We start from the raw sequence: 22469 nt of genomic DNA, 5'->3' as shown, positions 1-22469 counted from the left end.
TATGAAGGACTTTAAAAAACCACTCATTTACTCTTGTTCTGGCTGTTCATCTGCTGCTCAATTGGCTAATAGCATTGCGGTAAAAATGGATAGGAGCGGGATTGCAGAAATGAGTTGCATTGCCGGTGTTGGCGGTGATGTTAAACCATTGGTCAAAACCGCAAAATCAGGCAGAGATATTATAGCTCTTGATGGCTGCCCCCTTGACTGTGTAAAAAAAACTCTGGCACGGCACAATATTAAAACAACGCATCATTTTCGTTTAAACGAGTATGGTGTAAAAAAAGTACAACATGGTGATTTTGAACCGGATGATGTAGACCGGATTACAAAAATAGTTATAAAGCAATGTTTTACGAACCACCAAAAAATATAAACGTACAGTCCATATCTAAAAATGTTTGAAGTTGACAAACACCAAATATTAGACACATTAAAAGAAGTTATTGATCCCGAACTGGGAGTAGATATAGTAAATTTGGGCCTGATTTACAGTGTTGATATTGACGATAACAATATCCGGATTTTAATGACAATGACAACACCATCCTGTCCCATGCATACCTACCTGACAACTCAAACTGCACAAAAAACAGAAAAACTTTGCCCGTGGGCAAAAGTAGAGGTTAAGCTTGTTTGGGACCCACCATGGGATGCCAATATGATGAGCGATGAAGCGAAAAAAATGTTTGGAAAGTAAATGGAAAAAATAAATAAACATAATTTACCCTTCTTAATGGCAGGTATCCTTGGATTATTAAGTGCCTTAATTGGTGGGTTAATGCGTGCCGGGTGGCAGTTCCCGATTGTAAGTATTGATTTGAGCCTGTTGCATGGTCCCATAATGATTGGAGGATTTCTGGGGACAGTGATTAGCCTGGAAAGGGCTGTAGCATTAAACAAACGTTGGGCCTACCTGGCGCCATTATGCACCGCCCTGGGAATAGTTGCCCTGTGGGTTACACCACTGAGCTTTTTGGCACCCTGGCTGATACTGACAGGCAGCCTTATCCTTATAATTATTTTTGTCCAATTCCAAAAAATGAAAAACAGTTTCGATATTTTTTTAATGAATGTTGCAGCTTTTGTATGGGCCATAAGCAATATATTATGGATAACCGGCTGGCCATTTAACATTCTTACACCTTGGTGGATTGTATTCCTCTTATTGACAATCAGTGCTGAACGAATCCAATTATCAGGACTGGGCCAAAAGAGTTTTATTTCAACTATCGGATTTAATGTAGCGTTGTTTTTCGTTTTGACAGCCTTGATTTTTTCCTTTATTGCTGTGGCTATAACATGGTATTTCCTGGCTACGGCGTCTATCATTTTTGCTATCTGGTTGCTTATTTATGATGTTCCCCGCTATACAATCCGTAGAAAAGAATTAACAAAGTTTATTGCCGCTAATTTACTTGGTGGTTACTTCTGGCTGCTTATTTCAGGAATTCTAATATTCATTGAATTACCTCTTGCCGGCGGTTTAAGCTACGATGCAGTATTACACAGCTTTTTTATTGGATTTGTATTTTCAATGATTTTTGGACATGCACCTATTATTTTCCCGGCTATTATTGGATCACCCATAAATTATCATCCGCGGTTTTACCTGCATTTTGGCCTGCTCCATTTTTCACTGCTATTCAGGATTATAATGGATATGCTGGACTGGCTGGATGGCCGTTACTGGGCCTCCTTACTTAATGTAATCGCTATCCTTCTATTTCTTATTAATACGGTGTCATCCATTCTTGGTAATTTTTCAAAAAGTCGTTCAGCTGCACTCAAATAAAAACACTATTAGTGCGAATTACGCAAAGCAATGATAAATCAGAATTCAAAATTGTGAGGGGCCTTTGAATAATTGGTTTGTAAAAAATCTTGGTGAAGCCATATGGGCGGAAGAATCATTAGATTCTATTAAGGTGCTTTTTTTATCTGAGTACGAAAAGGCTAATTGCCCCAATGACATGGCTATTTTTATACGGCATGAATTAGAAGGAAATCTCCATTGTGAAGTTAAGATTTATTTTTCACCTGCAACAATTGTCTTTGCACATTCCGTTAAAGCAATTCCATGTAAAAAACCATCTTTGAGTAGCCTGGACTTATTTGCAGGATCAGATAAATCATGGTCGGTTTTATTTCCCAACAAACTTAATAAATAATGGTCATTTACAATCATAAACCAGCTTTGCATTCAGCGGCTGTTAGATTTTCAGAAATGAATTGAAAATATAAAAAGGAATGAATGAAAATAATTGAGGTTTATGTAAGAAATCCAATTACACATCAAAGTATTCGAGCTACAATTGACAAAATAATTTGTTCTAAAAATTATGATTTTTTAATCGTTAACCTGGGGCAACATCACTTTGAATCCCTCAAAGTGATGAAGGATTTTAAACAAGCTTTTTTAGACATTAAATCTAAGTTATATCGCTTTAAAAAAATCGCGATTATTCATTCAACAGAACGTTTAAATAAGAGTGAAGACCCAAATTTTTATGAACATTTCAATTCAAAAACAGATGCAATTAAATGGATACGTTCATGACTCATCATGATGTTGAAAAATTTAAATCCAGATTATTCGTTTTTACAGAAACAATTATATATAAAAAAAATCAAACAAAACTCTGTAGCCTACACGGGGCGTTGGACGATGGGTTTTGTGAAATTCATCGGCAAACACTTTAATAGCTTGTGCGGCTAAGTATCGACCGTAACCAGCTTTTTAAAACAATTCAATTGTAACACACTCTTGTTTATGATTTAAACAATTATTACGTTGCTCAATCTAATTTAATCCAAATTATTAGTATGAAAGCTAATGCAGATATCAACTGATTTTATAAGTATACTATTACTTTTTGGAGCGGCACAGGGTTTTTTTCTGGCATTAATTTTAAGCCAAAAGAGAGGCAACCAGCGGGCGAACCAATTTCTCTCTTTATTGGTTTTATTGTACTCTGTTTTTATTTTGGATGCTGCATTAGATGGGATGAATTTTTATAAAGCATATCCTCAGTTTTATGGATTGGCCCGCGCCTTGCCATTTGTTTTTGGGGCTCTTCATTTCCTATATATTATAAAGCTTATTTCCCCGGAGAAGAAACTATCAAAGCTGAACTTACTGCATTTTATTCCTTTTTTTCTTTACCGGATTAATACCCTCTGGTTCGATTTTAAATCAGCACAATACAAACTGGAGTTTATGCAAGGGGTACATGTGGATGATGCCGGTTTTTTCTATCAAATATCGGGGCCGATCATTCTTTTTCAGGGTTTGATTTATATGGGCTATTCCCTGGTTGTGCTAAAAAGATATTCTGATAAAATAAAAGAGCAGTATTCCAGCATTGATAAAATTAACCTTATCTGGTTAAGAAATATAACCCTGTTAGCGCTTTTTGTTTGGATGGTTGCTACATTTGAAAAAATATTTCCGGAAGTATCAAAGAATCTATTTTTAAATGATGAATTTCCTGTTGCAATTGTACTTTCTTTTGTGGTATATGCAATGGGCTATCTTGGACAACGGCAACCACAAATTTTTGCACAGGCTGAGTTTTTAACTGCTGAAAAACCGGCAATCTATAAAGAAAAGCGTGACCCTAAAAGTGGTGAACCTACTGAAAATAAATATGAAAAATCTGGCTTTTCTGAAGAAAAAGCTAAAAAGTGTTTGCAAAGCCTGCTTGATTTGATGGAGAAAGAAAAACTATTTTTAAATAGCACAATCACTTTAAATCAATTATCGGAAAAGCTATCCGTCTCCTCGCATAACCTCTCGCAGGTAATAAACACACAATTAAACCAAAGCTTTTTTGATTTTATAAATAAGTACCGTGTTGAAGAAGTAAAAAAAACTCTCGCAGATCCTTCAAAATCTCATTATACACTTTTATCTATAGCTCTCGATTGCGGCTTTAACTCTAAAACTTCTTTTAATACTGTTTTTAAAAAACACACAAATTTAACACCATCCCAATACAAACAAGTTCTCAAAGTAACCCAGATCAGTAATAATTATAGCAATACATAGTTTCTTTTTAAACCGAACTAGCCTCCTATTCTATAAAAATAAAAAATAATTACCTTTTTTTGTTCACGCTCTAAACCCCGTAAAACAACGTTTTAAGCGTTCCAAATTATTGGATGGAACTACAACTTCGGTTCAATCCCATTGGAATGAACGCCTTCCCCTTAAAAATCCCTTAATGTAACACCAGTCGAAACAACAAAGAATAAGTAAGCTACATTATGAAAAATGTAATGATCTGGATAAAAGTATTCATTTACATAAGGCTTGTGAAAATACTGGTTATACTGTCAAAAAAATTTGAACAAATTAGTAATAAAATCAAAGAGAGTCTTAAGAAATCAATAAACAAATAATTCTATTTAGGAGGATAGTATGATACAATCAAACAGGCAAAAGACAATCATTATACAAAACAATATAACCAATTATAGTTTAACCAAACGAAAGGGGTCTCTTATGAAGAGCAAATCAATTACTGTTTTATTAGCAGCATTATTCTTTACTATTTTTCAATCATTTATTTTTGCCCATGGTGGCAGTAAAAATGTAAAACTTCATGTTATGAATGAAAAGCAAAAAGACAAGTGGGACGAATGTTCATTTAAACTTGATCCAAACCTAACACAAAAATCCTGGCATCAGTTTACAGAAGAAGGTGGTCTTGTTATTTATTTCCGGCCTTTAAAAGATGCTAAACCTATGGGTGCCGGAAATTACGAGTTTTCTTTAATGCAGGTGGAAACAAGTATTGATGATACGGACGATGCCTGGAATGATACATTTGTTCATCCCGATTCCAACCATTGGTTGTATGAAGGGGACGGCCTGACTTTTCCGGGATTAGTGTTTAGGGCAGGTATAACAGAAAATTTTGATGCAGGTCTTTACTGGACAATAAACCCTAATGCGAACTATGGATATTGGGGCGGACAATTACAGTACAATTTTATTAACAATATCGAAAAAAACTGGGCTGCTTCAGCCCGCATTGGTTTTGTTTCCATGTTTGGACCTAAGGATTTTGATCATACCGTGTATGGCCTGGATGTACTTGCAAGCAGAGAGTATTCAATATATTCCGATTGGGTCTCAATTTCCCCATATGCCGGGTTTTCGGCTTTTTTATCCAGGACACATGAAACGACTACGGCTGTTAATCTTAAAGATGAAAATGTACTTGGTGGTCAGGCAATGGTTGGTCTGGTAGCCAATATCTCAATGGCAAGGTTAGCAGTGGAGTATAATTTAGCAGTAGTCAATTCTTTTAACTTTAAAATTGGAGTGGCATTTTAACTCCCCAATAATTTAATCCAATAATTAAATATAAACATTTATTGAGAGAAATTTAAAATGAAAACAACTATCAATTTTTTACAAATACTAATTTTCCTTTTATTTACAACACAAATATCAGTTGCACAAATTTCGGCCAGTTATGATTTGACCCCTTATTCTCCATTGGAGAAAACAGATGCTGAGATGCGAATTTCAAATATTAACCTTAACTTTGGGATTCCCTTACCTCTTTCTGAAACAACATTTACTAGCCATGAGTTTTCTTACAACCGCTTTGATATGGATTATAGAAACTGGAATAAGGCTGTTGATGGCAATACGATAGAAAATGCTACTGCTATTAAATACAACTTTATGGTAATGCTGCAAATGTCTGACAAGTGGTCTTTTCTTGGATTTATTACTCCTGGTTTAGCTTCAGATTTTGAAGCAGATATATCCACAGATGACATGACTTTTGAAGCTGTTGCAGTTTTTATCCGCAAACATAGTGAGACTCTCTCGATGGGATATGGGTTGGCTTATTCCAGACAATTTGGTGAACCATTTCCTTTACCTGTAATCGCTATGGAGTGGAACAATGGCGCAAACTTAAGTGCCAGCATTATCTTGCCTGCTTTTGCGGAATTATGGTATAAAATTAATAATAAGTTTGATGTAGGATTTATTTTGGGTGGAGATGGAAATCAATATCATGGTGACCCGGATATCTATGGAGGGTCAAATCCCAAGTTAGATTTTTCTGTTATGAATGTTGGTCCTTCTTTTAAATACCACACCAATGATTGGCTAACTTTTAATATTGATGCAGGTTATACAGCTTTCCGCCTGTTTGAGTTTACCAACAGGATTGATGGTAAAAATATTAAAGAGGAGATTGAATTAGATCCAAATGCTTTCTTAAGAATTGGTTTTACAATAGGTGGGTAGGACTAATAATTGGTGTTCCGTCCACATCCAAGAACCCTTTAACTTCAATCAGGTAAATGAAAACTTACTATTCTTAGGAGAACCGAGTTTAGATTTTCAGACACAATAAAAGGTTATATAATGAAACTTAAAATATTATTTATCACTGCCATATCCACATTTGTTGCAATCCAGGGAATTGGCCAAACAATAACGCAACAAGAATTCTTGGATAATCTAAAAAAAGCCCATCCTTATTTTGAAAAAGAAAATTTAGATGCACAGATAGAGCAAGAAGAACAAAATAGCTATTTGGGTAGGCAAGATTGGCTAATAAACGCTTCTACAAGTTACTCTCATGATGAGCCAGATATTGCTTTTTCCGGGCCAGACAAAACAGATGCTGTTTCTTTAAGTGGAGGTGTGGAGCGTACTTTTTGGAAAACGGGTGGTAAACTAACCGCATCCTTTCATACAAGCAGGGCTGAAATCAATCTACCACCTGGTACACCATTTCCAGGCTCATTTTATCAAAACAAGCTGGCATTAACATACACACATCCTCTTCTGAAAAATAAGAATGGTTTTCAAAATAAGTTACAATTCAATCTAAAGAAATTTGATATAGATGCTAGCAAGGTAAGGGCCAAAGAAAACCAGGAGAATTTCTTAGCCAGTGCAGCTTCAAAATACTTGGAGTGGGTTCATTTATCAGAGCAAGTAAAAATTATTGAAGAACGGCTACGATTAAATGAAAAAGAGTTGCAAAGAATAAAAAAGAAGCGGGCCGCAAATCTTATAAACCAGATTGATGTAATTCGTGCACAAGATGTAGTAAGCCGCTGGAAACAGAATTTGGTTCTGGTAGAATCTCAATGGTTAGGTTTACGTGCAGAATTGGCGGAACTATCTCAAGATGAGAAGATAATGAAAATGCAGCCTGAATATAATATCTATGAGACAGTGGAAATACCATCTACCACTGAAGCTAAAAATATGCTAAAGAACAATTCTCGTTTAGTTCAGCTTTATAACACCCGCCTGGAGCAACTAAATCATTCACGGTTGGCTTTTAAGGAAACAATGAAGCCGGATCTTTCTGCCTTTGCCCAAATAAACACAAAAAATCTGGATGAGAGTATGGCCGAATCTTTTATTATGGACAAACCTTCTGCCATTGTTGGGTTGCAGTTTAGCCTGGCTCTTGACAATCGCACAGCGAAATCAAAAATAAAAAAGACAGACCTGCAAACCATGCAATTAAAAAAACAACGAGATGATCTCATTATTTCACTCTCGGGAGCTGCTGCAAACCTGAATGTGCGCATCCTTCAACTGGAGAAGGTTTTAGATCTTAACCAATGGCAAATTAAATCTGCAAAAGAACGCACAGCCGAAGAAATTAAACTTTATAACCAAGGTCGAGGAGATTTTACTTTTGTAATCCAGAGCCAGGATAATGAGCAAAATGCAAAATTTACATATGCATCCAATGCGCTTACATATCATAAATTATTGCTTGAATATAATTCATTAATGGACATGGTTTACAACTAATAGAAATTGGAGTATTACAAATGAAAACTGTATTTCGCTTTTTTGCAGAGCGCCAAATGCTTGCCCTGCTCTTTACTGCAATGATAATTCTTTTGGGTATAACAACTCTTATAGGGTTAAAAAGAGATACATACCCTGCGGTAGATTTTGGTATGGTAAATATTACAACTATTTATCCGGGTGCATCACCGGAAGATGTTGAGCGCAATGTAACTAATAAATTAGAGAAAGAACTGCAAACAGTTACAGGTATAAATAAAATCTCATCTGTATCTATGGAAAATGTTTCAATGATTACCGTTGTTATAGAAATAGATGATCCTGATCAGGATAAGGTAAAAAGTGATATTAGAGAAGCGGTTGGCCGAGTCACAGATTTTCCTGCTGAAGTTACAGAATCACCAAAGGTGGATGAATTAAAGCAATCAGACAATCCGATCATAGAAGTGGGACTTGCCGGGGAGTTGCCTTATAAAGAATTGAGAGAAAAAGCCCGCTTGTTTGAGAAAAAATTAAAAAGGGTTCCCGGGGTGTCTCAGCTAACAAAATATGGTTATCGTGCTAGGGAAGTTGTTGTAGAAGTTTCTCCTGTTGCTGTTGAGTCGTATCAAATTCCTTTACGTGAAATTATAAATGCCATAAAGAGAAGAAATATTAGCGGTACCAACGGTGCTTTTGAGTCTTATACCAGTGAACGGGATTTGGTTACCCTTGCACAATTTGAAGACCCTTCTGAGGTTGAAGATGTGGTTGTTCGTTCCACTTTTGATGGCCCATTGATTAAAGTAAAAAACCTTGCAAAAGTAAAAGATGGTTTTAAAGAAGATAAAGTCCTTTCCAGGTTTAATGGTAAAACAGCCATCAGCTTTTTGGTACAAATGAGTTCAAATGCAGATGTTATTGAAACATGCGATGCTATTAAGGAGCTGATAGAAACTGAAAATGAAATGCTTCCCGATGGTGCTGAGTTGAGCTACCTTAATGATACATCACGAGATGTGCGTATAAGTTTTGATGTAGTACTTAATAATGGCTGGATTGGTCTTATTCTTGTGCTTCTAATCCTTCCTATCTTTCTTAATTTCCGTGTTTCTTTTTGGGTTGCTATGGGTATACCTGTTGCCTTTTTGGGAGCTGTTTTCCTAATCCCAATGTTTGATGGATTTTTAGATATAATTACACTTGCCGGTTTAATTCTTGTAATGGGGATTGTGGTCGATGACGCCATAATCATTTCTGAAAATATTACACGCAAAAGAGAAGATGGAGACTCACCGGTTGATGCAGCGGTAAATGGAATTAGCGAAGTTTTTGGCCCGGTAGTAACAACTGTACTCACAACCTTTTTAGTATTTGCGCCAATGTTTTTTATGCCTGGTATTTTTGGTAAATATGTTATTCCAATTCCCCTGGCAATTAGCTTAGCGCTTCTTGTTTCACTGTTTGAAGTATTGGTAGCATTACCGGCACACCTTGTTCCGGGATTAAAAAAGATTAAACCTCAATCGGTAAAACGTAATTGGTTTCAAGGCGTGCGGGATCTATACAAAAGAATAGTAAACAAATTTTTAACCTTCCGGTATGTACTGGTTTTACTTTTTATTGGTGTCCTTGCAGCCTCATTGTGGTTTGCGGGCAATCAAATGAAAATGATTCTTTTTCCCGGCGGTATGGCAAGACAATTTTATATAATGATGGAACTACCAATAGGAACGCCATTAGAAACCACATCTGATAAAGTGAAAGAAGTAGAAGCGCTTATATCAGAATTATCAGAAACAGAATTGGTCGCGTTTAATTCCAGAATTGGAATCAATGTTTCAATTGGCGCAGAAAGTGAAAATTTTGCAGCTATGTCCGTTCTTCTCACACCTTATACTCAAAGAGAGCGAAGAGCCGAAGAGATTGTAGACAGTCTGCGTGAATTAACAAAAAATCTGAATGGATTTTCTAAAATAACGTATGAAATTTTAACAGGTGGCCCACCAGTTGGAAAAGCTGTTAGTCTCCAAATTGTAGGATCAAATGATACTTTGCGTACAGAGTTTGCTGATTCGATAGAAGTATTTTTAGAAAGTATAGCGGGTGTAAGTGGAATTGGGCGCGATGATGCAGGGGGCAAATCTCAGGTGGAAATAAAAATTAATTATGATAAACTTGCCCGCTTGGGTTTAACAGTAGAAGATGTAGCGCAAAATATCCGGATCGCTTATGATGGTGAAGCAGTAACCAGTGTAAGATATGGTGATGAAGATGTGGACTTCCGGGTAATGATTCAGGAAAAAGTACGAAGGAGACTTAGCTACTTAAGAGAGTTGTTAATTCCAAATGATCGTGGAAGACTGATTCCTTTAAAGGAAATAGCGTGGCTCAAGTCTGGCCCTGGTAAACCTGATATCCGTCATTTTGATGGAGAGCGTACCGTTACAATTGAAGCTGGTGTCGATCAGGATATAATTACTTCTTTAGAAGTTACAGATTCAGTATTTGCGCATTTCAATGTAGACAAAGATTGGGCCGGGCTTCAACTTGGTTTAGCTGGTGAAGCAATGGAAACAGAAGAATCTATTGATGGTTTATTTAAAACACTCATTATTGCCGTGGTTTCCATCTTCTTTTTACTGGTACTTTTATTCAACTCTTTTACTCAACCAATTATTGTTTTAATGGCCATTCCATTTGGGATATCTGGTGTCATAATCGCTTTTGGGTTTCATGATGAACCGATGAGCTTTATGGCTATGATGGGTGTTATCGGCTTGTCTGGTGTTGTGGTTAACGATTCACTTGTTCTTGTCAGCCATATTAATAATCTAAGAAAAAGTAAAGAAGGTGTTGCGATGCGTGAACTAATTGCAGAAGGAACGGCGGACAGGCTAAGGTCAATAATAATGACAACATTAACAACTGTTGCGGCACTGCTTCCCCTGGCATATGGTTTGGGCGGGACTGCTATTTTTATGGCTCCGATGGCATTGGCTTTAGGTTGGGGTTTGATTTTTGCAACACCGCTTACTTTAGTGTTAATCCCTTGTTTCTTTATGATCGGGCAGGATATTTCAACTATATCAAGAAAATTTAATAGGAAGTCTCTATAAACAAGAGCTTTATTACTGACCATATTACCGGAGAAGTATATGTTGATAATTGTGGCAAAATGTTTGAAACAGTTATTGGGTGCAGAAAAAAGTGAACTGGCTATTAAGCCTGCAAAACAGTCAAAAGTTATGCAAAAATACAATGAAAGTCACTTAGTGTGTTATAAGAAGAATTCGCCGAAGGTAGTTGAAAAAGGACTTAATTAAGCGAATTATATACTTTTGATAAGATGAAGCCATAGATGTAATATGAAATGCAAATATTGGGCAAAATGAACAATTAAACAAAAAAGTTATGGATTCATATCAGTAATTTTTTATTCCTTAACGAATCTTGAGGTATTAGAAACAAATGGAAATAAAAAATACTTTCAAACAAAGATCAATATCCTACCGAGGAAATAATTTTTTCTAATAAAGGCAAATCCAAAATATTTTGGGAAGTGTTGTTTAATAACATTTTGAGAGTCTTTCCGATTTCAATGAAGAATGGTGACAAAGCAGAACCGCTTATAATGGAAAACAGCATTTCAGACTAAAAGAATCAATTTAAGACCGCCAAAAACAGATGGCCATAGAAAACACACAGGTTTTGATAGAAATAAAATTAAGAATTAAGTAAATGTAATTTTTCTAGTTTTGAAAACTCTACTAACCTTCTTATAGCTAACTTACCATTTGTATTAAATTTATGTTTAAGATGGATATGTCGAAAAATAATTACTCCAAGGAGTAAATATATAATAATCTTAAATTCAATAAATTGAATATATCAGATAATCAATCAAGTCCAGAACTTAAAAAAGAAACGTTTCACCGGAGAATGCATCAGCATTTAGCAGAACGCGGTGCGGTTGGTGGATTCATATATTCAATTGGCCTTATTCTAATATGTGTACCAGATTATTATATTCTAAAACGGCCTTTTTTAGTCTTTGGAATGTCTTTTTTGTGTTTTATTGTGGCTGTCTCCCGCTTCTATTCCTATAAAAATTTTGAAAAAAACTACGATTTAAATCCGGCAAATTGGCGCAGAAGATTTGTGGGGGCAATTTTTGCATCGGCATTTCTTTGGGGTGCGTTTGGTTCAATAAATATTATTTGGGATGGTACAAGTAATACGGCACTTGTTTTTACGGCTGGTTCTGCAGGTCTTGCGGCTGGAGGTTCTACTGCATTTTCCGCTGATGAAAAAATTTACAAGAACTTTCTATATTTGTTATTGGGGCTTCCAGTTATAGTATCAATTTATTCCTTTAATACTTTCGGATTTGCAATGGCCGCAGCGGGAATCATGTTTAATTTTTATTTTGCTATGCTTGCAAAAAAACAAGGTAAAAATTATTGGACTGGGCTTTTTGATAATGAGCAATTAAGAATTAAATCTATTGATTTGGACAAAGCTAAACGTCAGGCTGAATCTGCAATGGAAGCAAAGGCAATGTTTCTTGCAAATATGAGCCATGAGTTACGAACTCCAATGAATGCCGTGATTGGCTCGAGTGAATTGCTGGATAATACAAAGCTGTCCCATGAACAAAAAGAATATGTAGATATAATTCAAAACTCCGGTGATGCATTATTACACATCATTAATGATATTCTTGATCTTTCCAAAATAGATGCAGGAAAGTTGAAGCTCGAAAATAAGCCGTTTGACCTTGGAACCTTCTTAACTGAGATTTTAGATATGTTTAGGGTACAGTCTTACGGAAGGGAATTGCAGCTTGGATTGTATATTGATCCCAGTGTTCCATTAAGCATATTTGGTGATTCCAAACGCCTCCAGCAAGTATTAATAAATCTTATTGGGAATGCATTAAAATTTACAGATCGGGGACATGTAATTCTTAAAGTAGATGCCCAAGAGAAAAGTATCCTGAAATCGGATTCTGGAATATTCATGATCCGTTTTATTATTGAAGATACAGGCATCGGAATTTCTGCAGAAAATCAAAAAAGTTTGTTTAATGCCTTTTCTCAGGCTGATACATCCACAACCCGCAAATACGGGGGAACGGGTCTCGGGCTGGCCATTAGTAAAAAAATTATTGAAATGGCAGGTGGTCATATCTGGGTTAAAAGCACAGAATCTGTTGGATCGGAATTTGGGTTTACAATTAAATGCAAACAAGCCAAGCATAATAAAATGAACTGGTCTGAGAAAATAATTCAAGATAAGAGTATTGTTTTGATCCATGATTATAAACCAATTGCTGAGCATTTAAAATTATATTTAGAAAACTGGGGGGCATCTGTTGATTTGATTGATCAATTCAAGGGGCCAATCAGCGGTACAGCAGATATTGTAATAGTGGATGAAGCAGTATCTATTGGAAATATGGATAGTTTAAAGTTTGGGAACGCAAAAAAAATACTTCTAACGGAAAATCATGAAATAGATAAAAACTGGGATTATCATATTTCAAAACCGCTAAAACCTATTGAATTTTTTAAGACAATTAGAAATGTTTATCAGAAAGAAAAGAAAAAAGAAATAAACGCTCCTTTTAAAAGTGAAATTAGTAAATCTAAAACGTTACGCATTCTTTTGGCCGAAGATAATATTGTCAATCAAAAAGTCGCTTTAAGAATGCTCGCACAATTGGGTTATGATGCCAGCTTAGCCAGCACCGGGTTAGAAGTAATTTCTAAATTGAAAGATCAGGATTTCGATGTGATTTTTATGGATATCCAAATGCCGGAGATGGATGGTTTGCAAGCAACCCGCCATGTATTAAAAGAATGGAGCACCAATCGGCCCGCGATTATTGCTTTGACCGCGAACGCAACACCTGAAGATAAACAGCTGTGTTTTGAAGCTGGTATGGATGATTATTTAAGTAAGCCTGTTCGCCTCGATGAACTTCGCCAAAAATTGGCAAAATTTGGAAATAACCTAGTTAAAAAATAGCTTTATTAAGCCGGTACTTTTTATTAATTTACCTCAAATAATTCTTAACCCAGTTTTAGTTTTAACTATGGTTATTAATTCTCAAAAGACAAATTCTCACTCCTTTTTTTAGGTGCTTATTTAGCTATTTTAATATTTGTAAATTGGCTTAAATAAAAGACAGAAAAAAATGAAACAATCTATTGTACATATTGCATTGGTAGTGAGGGACTATGATGAGGCAATCGAGTTTTTTACACAAAAACTGAATTTTGAGTTGATTGAGGATACGTATCAGCCTGAGCAAGAAAAACGATGGGTCGTTGTTTCACCTCCAGGGTCTAATGGAGTGAGCTTATTATTAGCCCGTGCTTCTAAACCAGAACAAGAACCTTTTATAGGAAATCAATCTGGTGGTCGTGTTTTTCTCTTTCTTAATAGTGATGATTTTTGGCGTGATTATAATAACATGAAATCAAAGGGAATAGAATTCGTAAGAGAACCTAAAAAACAGGATTATGGCATGGTTGCAGTGTTCAAGGATTTATATGGTAATCTTTGGGATCTGCTTCAATTAAACGAAGAACATGTGATTACAAAACGCAGCATATAACCCAAGGTAATACACTTTTTTTAAGTTTAGAAAAATAATGTACCAACCGCATCATTACTCCCGCATACATTAATTGAGCTATCGATTAGCTCATAAAAAATATTAACTATCAATGGCATCTACCTTAACAAAGGCGAAACTGATGGGATATATTAAAATAAAAAAAGCTATATATAGTTTTCTTTTTTCTGTTATGATTATTGCCCCCGGAACTTCTCAAACCTCTATTGATTCACTGATTAATGCAATGCCAGAAACTTGTAAAAGTTTAATGGATCAGCGTGGCTGGCCAAGTCTTTCTATCTCACTTGTCCATGATCAGGAAATAATATATTCTCAAGCATTTGGCTTGGCCGATATTGATAAAAATGTGCCTGCAACTACAAAAACAATTTACCGTGTCGGTTCAATCACAAAATTATTTACCGCAACGATGTTGATGCAAATGGCCGAGAAGGGAATTGTAAATTTAAATGATCCCTTAATTAAGCACATTCCTGCCTATAAACCAACGTATCCAATTAATACGGGTCCTACAACTTTACATCAACTTGCAACCCATACATCTGGTCTCAATGTAGATGCCAATCAGGGCTTTTGGCATTATCTTTCAAATTTAATGTGGATTGTATCACGGGGTAAAGAACAAATTGTTTGGGGTGTAACAAAAAATGATTTGCTAACGACACTGGATCAAGTTGAAATCCGATATGTCCCTAATACCAAACCGCATTATTCAAACTTTGGATATCAATTGCTTGGAATGGCTCTTGAAAGAACAGCAAAAGTGAATTTTGAAAAATATGTTAAAAGTAAGATACTTAATCCCCTTAAAATGAATGATTCAGGTTTTAACCTCAATGAGGAGCAAAGAAGCCGTTTTGCTGTAGGTTATACATATCTTGAGCCAAACTTTGAGCGTTTTGTATCACCCGATTGGGAATTGGATGTTTTAAAATATTCCGGCGGGTTGTATTCAACAAGCGAAGATATTGCACGTTTTATCTCTTTACAATTTCGGGATCAAATTGATGGTAGGAAACAAATAATAAGCGGTGATGGTTTGCGCTGCATGCGTACGCCGCAAACAATGCAAGGTAAAGACACATACGGAATAGGTTGGGGAATTTATTATAAAGACGGGTACCAGGTGATTACACATGCGGGTGGGCATTGGGGCTTCTTTGCCAAGGCTGAAGTTATACCGGAACTTAAATTTGGTGTTGTAATAATGACGAATTGTAATTATCCACAAGGATACATCGGGCCGGAGAAAAGACTAACAAAAATTATTTATGAAAAGTTTATCCCCGTTTTAAAAGAAGAAAAAGCTAAGGAACCTGATAAACAAAATAAACATGACCTCAATAGATATGTAGGACAATATGCTGTAGCAGGTCGAAGCGCTTCCGCTAACATTTATCCCAAGAATAAAAAACTTTTTTTAAGGTTTAAGGAAAGACCCAGTTTTAATTATGAAATCAAACCTGTCAAACTAAACGAATTTTGTTTTGCAATTGATCCTAAGAAAAATGTCATGCTTCGCTTTAAAAACGACGGTCATGAAAATGTGATTAACTTTGAGTTTCTAAGTTTTATTTTCAAAAAGGAAAATTAAATGAATGAACAAATTCTTTCAGACCAAAGTCAATATCCCACTGAGGAAATAATTTTTTCTCATATCGGAGAATCTAAATCTTTTTGGGAATCCCTTTTCAATAAAATTCATGATGGCCATCCGGACTTTAACGAAGAATGGCGTTATTATAACGATGGTAAATCCTGGCTTTTTAAATTAACCAAAAAGAAAAAAACGATATTTTGGCTTTCTATTCAAAAAAATGCATTCCTGGTTACTTTTTATTTTGGCGATAAAGTCGAACCGTTTCTAATGCAAAGTGCAATTCCAACAGAATTAATAGAAGAATTTAAAAATGCTAAAAGGTATGGTAAAATAAGGCCTTTTACTTTGACTGTACTCTCGGATAAAGATGTAGAAATAGTATTGGCTTTGATCGAAATAAAATTGAAACTTTAATTCAGAACATAAAACTCGAATCCATTGCTATGCCTGAGTCTGGCATTTAACCGTTACAAATATTTCGCTACTTTGGCCGAATAATCACTTACTACTTACAAATTCCTATACTGTTTGTTATTTCTTTACGGGGATCGAGCTCATTGCCTGCATCTCTAAAAGAATGACCCTATTATTATAAGAATATCTTTTCATACGAATTTACTATTGGAATTTATTGTCATTTATTTTGTTACACTCTTGTATTAGATAGAAAATAATTCTCTGTTATACATATAACTCTCAATAATAATTTTTTCGATTGTCAGCAACCTCTTCTTGACAATATTTACTGAAAACAAAAAAGGGAGGCTATAAATGCCATTGTACATGGATCGTCATAATGTCCCCGAAGCTGTAACACCGCAAATGGCGGCAGAACTGCACGCTGCGGATTATAAAGTTCAGCATCTGTTTAATTGTACCGTCCTAACATATTGGTTTGATAACGATAGAAAAACGGCTTTTTGTTTAGTAAATGCTCCTAATAAACAAGCTTTACAAGACATGCATAATGCTTCTCATGGTGAAGTAGCTCATAGAATAATAAAAGTTGATCCAGATGTGGTTGAGTCTTTTTTAGGTAGAATTGAACATCCAACAACTGCACCGGTCACAGAGGTACCAATTAATGAAGCGGCATTTAGAGCAATAATGGTTATTGATTTAGACCAAAATCCTTTAAATCAGTCAATTGCATATCTGAAAAGGTTAAACAAAGAAATAGTTGAATCAATTCTTGAATTTGAGGGGAGGGTTGTAAACCAAAGTCGTGAGAAGTTTTTAGCTTCTTTCTATTCCATAACTAATGCAGTTAATTGTGCACTTAAAATACAATCTCAATATAAAAATATTTTAAAAAGCTCAGAGGACTGTGGTTTTGTTATGAAAATAAGCTTAAGTGGTGATGCCCCGGTTACTGAGCATGAACACTTTTTTGAAACGGCCATTAAATTAGCGGAACGTATGTGTAAGATCGAAAAAGAGTCAATAATATTATCTTCAGAAGTTAAGGATCTTTATAAAAATGAAAGTCTAAAAGGATTTAAAGAATCTGATCCGGTATTTTCCCTAACTACAGCGGATGAATTATTTTTAAATCAAGTAATGGATTACATGGAAAAAGTATGGAATGATACCTCTTTAAAAGTTGACGATTTCAATACTCAATTGGGTTTGAGCAAATCACAACTATACCGTAAAATGATCACCCTTATTGGAAAATCACCAAATACCTTATTGAAAGATTATCGTTTAAACAAAGCATTAAAATTATTGGCGAAACAAAAAGGTAATATTTCAGAAATTGCTTTTAAGACGGGGTTTAACAGCCTTTCCTATTTTTCAAAATGTTTCCAAAAAAAATATAATATCTCTCCTTCTGATTACCTCCAGTCAAAATAAATAAGCATCTTTTTTTTAAACAATAGCCTCTCCTGAACTAAAATTACCAACATTTGGACGATTTGTTATAACAGGTCGCCATAATACAAGCTTATTATTACTCCAATGTTTAACCAAGCAAAGGAGGTGCGTATGAAACGTACACTAGTATTTCTATATGGAACAATCTCATATTTAATAGGATTGGGCGCTCTAATATATTGGTTCGGATTTATGGGCAACCTTTCATTTTTGCCAAAAACAATAGATTCTGGTTTGCCAGGTCCAATGGCAGAATCTCTACTTATTAATATTGCTTTGATTGTATTGTTTGGGGTACAGCATGCAGTTATGGCGCGCAAAGGATTTAAGAAGGCTATTACAAAAATTATCCCTGCTGCCGCAGAGCGCAGTACATTTATATTAATGACCGGAATAGTTTTATCATTGATTTTATGGCAATGGCGCCCGATCCCAATAACCGTTTGGACTATTCAAAATGAAATTGCCCAGGTTTTTGTTTTTAGTTTATCATGGATTGGGTGGGGCTTGATTGTATTCTCATCTTTCTTGATAAATCATTTTGAGTTGTTTGGCTTGCAGCAAATATGGTTTAATCTTGTTAAGAAACCGATACCACAAATTAGTTTTAAAATGCCACTTTTATACAAGCTGGTCCGTCACCCGATTATGCTGGGTGTTTTGATTGGTATTTGGAGTATTCCGCATATGACAATCGGTCACCTTGTTTTTGCCTTAACAATGACTATCTATATTGTTATTGGTGTAAAAATGGAAGAGCGTGACCTGATTGCTAATCACGGTGAGAGTTATATAAAATACAAAGAAAAGGTTCCGGCGTTGCTTCCTTCTTTTCGTACAAAGCAATTAGAAAAAGTTGTCTCGTAAATCCAATTATTAACAAATATTATTAATTTAGATGGAGGAATTCTCATGTATAATCGTTTTATGATTACAGTTTCAACCTTTATTATTTTTCTTTTTTCTATTTCAATTGCACAGGAATCGGATACAAAAAAAACAAAAATGGAGAAGAACGGGTTTTGTTTAGAATTCCTGGGACAGGTACAGTATATTCAAGGCAAAGTTTTGGATTTACAGCAGGCTGTTCCTCAGGAAAAATATACCTGGCGTCCTTTTAAAGGGGTTCGTTCCATAAGCGAAGTTTACCGGCATATCGCTTTGGCTAATTATTACTTTGCTAAGGTTAGCGGTTATGAAGTACCGGAAGATATTGAAATAGGATTACCAATGGAAAAATGGGACAAACAGACAACAGATAAAACTAAAATTAATAATACCCTGGCAAGGTCTTTTAAAGATTTGATGACGACCGGTAAAATGATTACCGAAAAAGATCTGGAAAAAATGGTTAATGTTTATGGAATGGACATGTCCTTAAGAATTTTTATGGTCTCTTCATTGAATCATTTGCACGAGCATCTTGGTCAATCAATTGCTTATGCGCGCAGTGTGGGTGTTACGCCTCCCTGGACTGCCAAAGCTGAAGCAAAGGCCAAACACAAGCCAGAATGAAGTATAAAATCAATTATAAAAGAATTAGGTTTTCGGTTGGGCATTTTCCTGAAAACCTAATTTACATTGATGTAGGTGCATAACTAAACGAAATATTCATTTTTACAATGGAGGAGATGTGAATTACCGTGGTTTAATTTTATCGATCATTTTATTTCTTGCTACCGTAACAGCTTGTTTACAACCAGAATTTAAAAAGCAGACAATTCTTCATAAAGATAAAAACAAAATATTCCGTATTCTTTATGTTTTCCCTCATCCTGATGATGAAAGCTATGGACCTGCCGGAGCTATCGATAAAAGTATTGAGGAGGGAAATGAGGTTCACCTATTAACCTTAACCAAAGGTGGGGCAACGAAACAAAGACATCGTTTTAATCTTTCCATTAAAGAAATGGGGGAAGTGAGGTATAGAGAAATGTTGAATGTTAAAGAAAGCTTAAACCTCACCAGTATGAAAGTACATGATTTGACTGACAGCGGCTTGAAAGAAATGGATCCACGTGATATTGAAAAAATTATTCACGATCATGTATTAAAAATAAATCCTGATATTTTAATTACCTATCCGGTTCATGGTATTAGTGGCTATCCTGATCATCTTATTACTCATGCGGCTGTAAAAAGAGTTTTTATGGAACTTAAAGATAAGAACAACAATCTGAGAAGATTAGCTTTTTTTGGCCTTACAGAAGATGATAATAAAAAAAATGAAAAATTCGATTTTAAGACGATAAAAGGTGAAGAAACAGATTGTGTAGTAGAACTTTCTACTGAAAATGTTAAAGCGGCCCATAATGCACTGGATTGTTATGTTACATATAAAGTACCAATTGAAGGATCACACATAAAAGAAATGGTAACAAAATCACTTTCATTTGAATTTTTTCAGGAGTCATTTAAGCCGCCGGTTGCCTCATTAACGGACAGACTGATCAAAAAATATTAGTGATAGTCTAAAACACCTTATTCTGAACAGTGAGCTGAATTTGTTAGCATTCTTACATCACTCTGAAAATAATTTATAATTACTTTTGTTATATTTTCTTTTGGTGATTAATGTACTTTTCATTTTTATCGAAATACAAATGGAACAACTCGAAGAACTTTATAGTTTGATTTGGAATCCTGATTTAGTCTGCTTAACTTTGTTGACAACTAACAAACATTTTTATGAAGAGATTATTAAAAAATTCTATATCTACATTGATGCTATTTTCTTTTGGAATTAGCTTTTTCCCATTTGCCGGCCAAAACCAATGTGCAGAAGATAGTTGTGTTGAAGAAACCACCTGCGAGATGCCCCGGGAAATGACCTGCTGCGAAATGGATGAAATGGAGAAAGAAAGCTGTCAATGCCCGGAAATGACAGATCAGGATAAGACAGAAAAAGAGAACATACCTGCTGTCCCGGCTACAAAAACAACTACAAAGCTTATTGCAAATATTGAGTTTGTTACACTTAGTACGTTGGAATCAACGGGTTCATCAAAAAATTTTAGTTTATCAAAAGCTTCGCAATATTCTACACTAAGCAATAAAATCTACAAAAAAATAAATACCTTCCTTATTTGATTCATTCCCTGGGATAAATACGCCCTTTTTAATGAGTTTTACCCGTAATCATAATCTTTATCATTATCGTTTTAGATTAGTAAACTCTTGTATCAAATCAATGAGATATTTCGCTTGAGCTCAGTATGACAATTGCTAATCTGTTATTCTGAATGGAATGCATGTGAAGTGAAGAGTCCATTGAATTAAAAAGAAGAAATGTGGAGAGTATTTCCATGAAATTATTATTAATTATTTTTGTTTTTGCCGGATCAATCATTGCCCAGGATTTACGCTTAAAAAGTTTTATAGAAGAAGCGCTGCAAAATAACCAGGCTCTCAAATCGGCTGAAAAGAAAACTTTGGCAAATTCTCAATTGCCAGACCAGGTTAGCGCTTTGCCCGATCCTGTGTTTGGCGTAACTCAATGGCTGCAACCTGTGGAAACCCGTGTTGGACCGCAACAAAATATTTTTTCCTTAAGTCAAAAAATTCCATTCCCGGGAAAACTGGACTTAAAGGAAAAGATTGCCCGGCAACCAGGTGAAATTAGCCGCTTGAATTTTGAGATTGCACGCCGGGATTTGGTTTTCTCTATAAAAACAGGCTGGTATGATTTATATCTCAGCGACAGGTCATTAATTATCCTCGATGATTATCTGCTGTTGTTAAAAGATTTTATCAATGCCGCGCAGGCAAAATATGCAACCGGACAGGGCATCCAGGCACAAATTATAAAAGCACAGGTCGAGCAGACATCAATAAATGTCCGCATACATGATCTAAAAAGAAAACGTTCTACCACGCTTGCCCGTTTAAACGCCACGAGAAATAAATCGGCGGATTCGGATATTGGCAAAGTTACAATTATTGACAGTTCGTATAATCGCTATTCGCAAAATGATTTAATTGAACATGCGCTGAAAAATCGTCGGGAAATAAAATCAATTCAATTAAATTTAGAAACTGCTGATTTTCAGCAGGATCTGGCAAATAAAAACCGCTGGCCGGATTTAACCATCAAGGCTAATTATATTACGGTTTTGGATAAAAACACTCCTGCTGTTGATGCGGGTGAAGACGCCTGGGGAATTATGTTTGGTTTCAATATCCCTTTATGGCAGGCGCCGCGAAATGCAGCGATTGAGCAATCCCGGCAATTGGCTTTGATGGAACATGCAAAATTAGCTGATCTAAAAATCAGAATAAAAAATGAAATTGCTGATTTGGTTTTTCGGGAAAAATCAACGCTTGAAACACTAAAACTTTATAAACATGAATTATTGCCCCAGGCTGAAAACAGTCTTAATTCGGCTTTTTCTGCTTATCGCAGTGGAAATTTTTCATTCCTGGATTTACTGGATGCCGAGCGCATGCTTTTACAATTACGGCTCTCTTTTGTCAGAGAACAAGCCAATCATAAAAAAATAGTTGCAGCTTTAGAGCGGGCGGTTGGCACTGAAATGATAGTTGATAATTGA

At 35.4% G+C, this 22469-nt stretch carries 20 protein-coding genes; all 20 read left to right on the top strand.

The annotated features are described in order from the left end of the window. The first annotated feature begins 1 nt into the window (after position 1). The 20 genes from HND50_19115 to HND50_19020 all read left to right on the top strand — a co-directional run bounded on the left by HND50_19115 (position 2) and on the right by HND50_19020 (position 22469). Entirely contained in the window at positions 2–376 is a 375-nt protein-coding gene (locus tag HND50_19115) for a zinc-binding protein (protein NOG47360.1), read from the top strand. A gap of 21 nt (positions 377–397) precedes the next feature. Then, entirely contained in the window at positions 398–700 is a 303-nt protein-coding gene (locus tag HND50_19110; protein NOG47359.1) for a metal-sulfur cluster assembly factor, read from the top strand. After that, positions 701–1795, top strand: coding sequence for a hypothetical protein (locus tag HND50_19105; GenBank protein ID NOG47358.1), 1095 nt, complete (start codon positions 701–703; stop codon positions 1793–1795). Positions 1796–1859: 64 nt separating this feature from the next. Next, the gene (locus HND50_19100) at positions 1860–2171 is read left to right on the top strand and encodes a hypothetical protein (GenBank protein ID NOG47357.1); all 312 of its coding nucleotides are present in this window, start codon (positions 1860–1862) and stop codon (positions 2169–2171) included. A gap of 83 nt (positions 2172–2254) precedes the next feature. Continuing rightward, on the top strand, positions 2255–2560 hold the full coding sequence (locus HND50_19095; protein NOG47356.1) for a hypothetical protein: 306 nt from the start codon (positions 2255–2257) through the stop codon (positions 2558–2560). A gap of 276 nt (positions 2561–2836) precedes the next feature. Next, positions 2837–4051, top strand: a complete 1215-nt coding sequence (locus HND50_19090; protein ID NOG47355.1) for a helix-turn-helix transcriptional regulator — start codon at positions 2837–2839, stop codon at positions 4049–4051. Between the two features lie 456 nt (positions 4052–4507). Then, positions 4508–5344, top strand: coding sequence for a hypothetical protein (locus HND50_19085; GenBank protein ID NOG47354.1), 837 nt, complete (start codon positions 4508–4510; stop codon positions 5342–5344). A 57-nt stretch (positions 5345–5401) separates the two neighbouring features. Further along, complete coding sequence (locus HND50_19080; GenBank protein NOG47353.1) at positions 5402–6277, top strand: hypothetical protein; 876 nt, start codon at positions 5402–5404, stop codon at positions 6275–6277. A gap of 120 nt (positions 6278–6397) precedes the next feature. Then, positions 6398–7813 (top strand): TolC family protein, encoded by a 1416-nt coding sequence (locus HND50_19075; GenBank protein NOG47352.1) that lies wholly within the window; start codon positions 6398–6400, stop codon positions 7811–7813. Between the two features lie 20 nt (positions 7814–7833). Then, positions 7834–10911 carry an efflux RND transporter permease subunit gene (locus HND50_19070; protein NOG47351.1) on the top strand — a complete coding sequence of 1026 codons (3078 nt, stop codon included), beginning with the start codon at positions 7834–7836 and terminating at the stop codon, positions 10909–10911. Between the two features lie 823 nt (positions 10912–11734). After that, the gene (locus tag HND50_19065; protein ID NOG47350.1) at positions 11735–13825 is read left to right on the top strand and encodes a response regulator; all 2091 of its coding nucleotides are present in this window, start codon (positions 11735–11737) and stop codon (positions 13823–13825) included. 169 nt (positions 13826–13994) lie between these two features. Beyond that, on the top strand, positions 13995–14417 hold the full coding sequence (locus tag HND50_19060) for a VOC family protein (protein ID NOG47349.1): 423 nt from the start codon (positions 13995–13997) through the stop codon (positions 14415–14417). 142 nt (positions 14418–14559) lie between these two features. Further along, complete coding sequence (locus HND50_19055) at positions 14560–16035, top strand: serine hydrolase (GenBank protein ID NOG47348.1); 1476 nt, start codon at positions 14560–14562, stop codon at positions 16033–16035. Next, positions 16036–16455, top strand: coding sequence for a DUF3788 family protein (locus HND50_19050; GenBank protein NOG47347.1), 420 nt, complete (start codon positions 16036–16038; stop codon positions 16453–16455). It abuts the gene before it with no gap. A gap of 357 nt (positions 16456–16812) precedes the next feature. Further along, a complete protein-coding gene (locus HND50_19045; protein ID NOG47346.1) occupies positions 16813–17898 on the top strand; it encodes a DUF4242 domain-containing protein in 1086 nt (361 codons plus the stop codon). A gap of 132 nt (positions 17899–18030) precedes the next feature. Next, complete coding sequence (locus tag HND50_19040; protein NOG47345.1) at positions 18031–18786, top strand: hypothetical protein; 756 nt, start codon at positions 18031–18033, stop codon at positions 18784–18786. Between the two features lie 45 nt (positions 18787–18831). Then, positions 18832–19434 carry a DinB family protein gene (locus HND50_19035; GenBank protein ID NOG47344.1) on the top strand — a complete coding sequence of 201 codons (603 nt, stop codon included), beginning with the start codon at positions 18832–18834 and terminating at the stop codon, positions 19432–19434. A gap of 229 nt (positions 19435–19663) precedes the next feature. Beyond that, positions 19664–20383 carry a PIG-L family deacetylase gene (locus HND50_19030; protein ID NOG47343.1) on the top strand — a complete coding sequence of 240 codons (720 nt, stop codon included), beginning with the start codon at positions 19664–19666 and terminating at the stop codon, positions 20381–20383. A 224-nt stretch (positions 20384–20607) separates the two neighbouring features. After that, positions 20608–21009, top strand: coding sequence for a hypothetical protein (locus HND50_19025; GenBank protein NOG47342.1), 402 nt, complete (start codon positions 20608–20610; stop codon positions 21007–21009). Positions 21010–21224: 215 nt separating this feature from the next. Then, on the top strand, positions 21225–22469 hold the full coding sequence (locus tag HND50_19020; protein ID NOG47341.1) for a TolC family protein: 1245 nt from the start codon (positions 21225–21227) through the stop codon (positions 22467–22469).

The sequence above is a fragment of the Calditrichota bacterium genome (genome assembly GCA_013112635.1).
Lineage (GTDB): Bacteria > Calditrichota > Calditrichia > Calditrichales > J004 > JABFGF01.
The sequence above is the reverse complement of the archived record's forward strand: the minus strand, read 5'-3'. Positions and strand labels throughout refer to the sequence as shown.

What these genes read in the sequence shown, in the direction of transcription:
- HND50_19045 (NOG47346.1), top strand. Translation starts at nt 16,813, where the DNA reads ATGCCATTGTACATGGATCGTCATAATGTCCCCGAAGCTGTAACACCG.
- HND50_19105 (NOG47358.1), top strand. Translation starts at nt 701, where the DNA reads ATGGAAAAAATAAATAAACATAATTTACCCTTCTTAATGGCAGGTATC.
- HND50_19060 (NOG47349.1), top strand. Translation starts at nt 13,995, where the DNA reads ATGAAACAATCTATTGTACATATTGCATTGGTAGTGAGGGACTATGAT.
- HND50_19075 (NOG47352.1), top strand. Translation starts at nt 6,398, where the DNA reads ATGAAACTTAAAATATTATTTATCACTGCCATATCCACATTTGTTGCA.
- HND50_19090 (NOG47355.1), top strand. Translation starts at nt 2,837, where the DNA reads ATGCAGATATCAACTGATTTTATAAGTATACTATTACTTTTTGGAGCG.
- HND50_19080 (NOG47353.1), top strand. Translation starts at nt 5,402, where the DNA reads ATGAAAACAACTATCAATTTTTTACAAATACTAATTTTCCTTTTATTT.
- HND50_19040 (NOG47345.1), top strand. Translation starts at nt 18,031, where the DNA reads ATGAAACGTACACTAGTATTTCTATATGGAACAATCTCATATTTAATA.
- HND50_19110 (NOG47359.1), top strand. Translation starts at nt 398, where the DNA reads ATGTTTGAAGTTGACAAACACCAAATATTAGACACATTAAAAGAAGTT.
- HND50_19050 (NOG47347.1), top strand. Translation starts at nt 16,036, where the DNA reads ATGAATGAACAAATTCTTTCAGACCAAAGTCAATATCCCACTGAGGAA.
- HND50_19025 (NOG47342.1), top strand. Translation starts at nt 20,608, where the DNA reads ATGAAGAGATTATTAAAAAATTCTATATCTACATTGATGCTATTTTCT.
- HND50_19085 (NOG47354.1), top strand. Translation starts at nt 4,508, where the DNA reads ATGAAGAGCAAATCAATTACTGTTTTATTAGCAGCATTATTCTTTACT.
- HND50_19115 (NOG47360.1), top strand. Translation starts at nt 2, where the DNA reads ATGAAGGACTTTAAAAAACCACTCATTTACTCTTGTTCTGGCTGTTCA.
- HND50_19055 (NOG47348.1), top strand. Translation starts at nt 14,560, where the DNA reads ATGGGATATATTAAAATAAAAAAAGCTATATATAGTTTTCTTTTTTCT.
- HND50_19020 (NOG47341.1), top strand. Translation starts at nt 21,225, where the DNA reads ATGAAATTATTATTAATTATTTTTGTTTTTGCCGGATCAATCATTGCC.
- HND50_19065 (NOG47350.1), top strand. Translation starts at nt 11,735, where the DNA reads ATGCATCAGCATTTAGCAGAACGCGGTGCGGTTGGTGGATTCATATAT.
- HND50_19035 (NOG47344.1), top strand. Translation starts at nt 18,832, where the DNA reads ATGTATAATCGTTTTATGATTACAGTTTCAACCTTTATTATTTTTCTT.
- HND50_19095 (NOG47356.1), top strand. Translation starts at nt 2,255, where the DNA reads ATGAAAATAATTGAGGTTTATGTAAGAAATCCAATTACACATCAAAGT.
- HND50_19070 (NOG47351.1), top strand. Translation starts at nt 7,834, where the DNA reads ATGAAAACTGTATTTCGCTTTTTTGCAGAGCGCCAAATGCTTGCCCTG.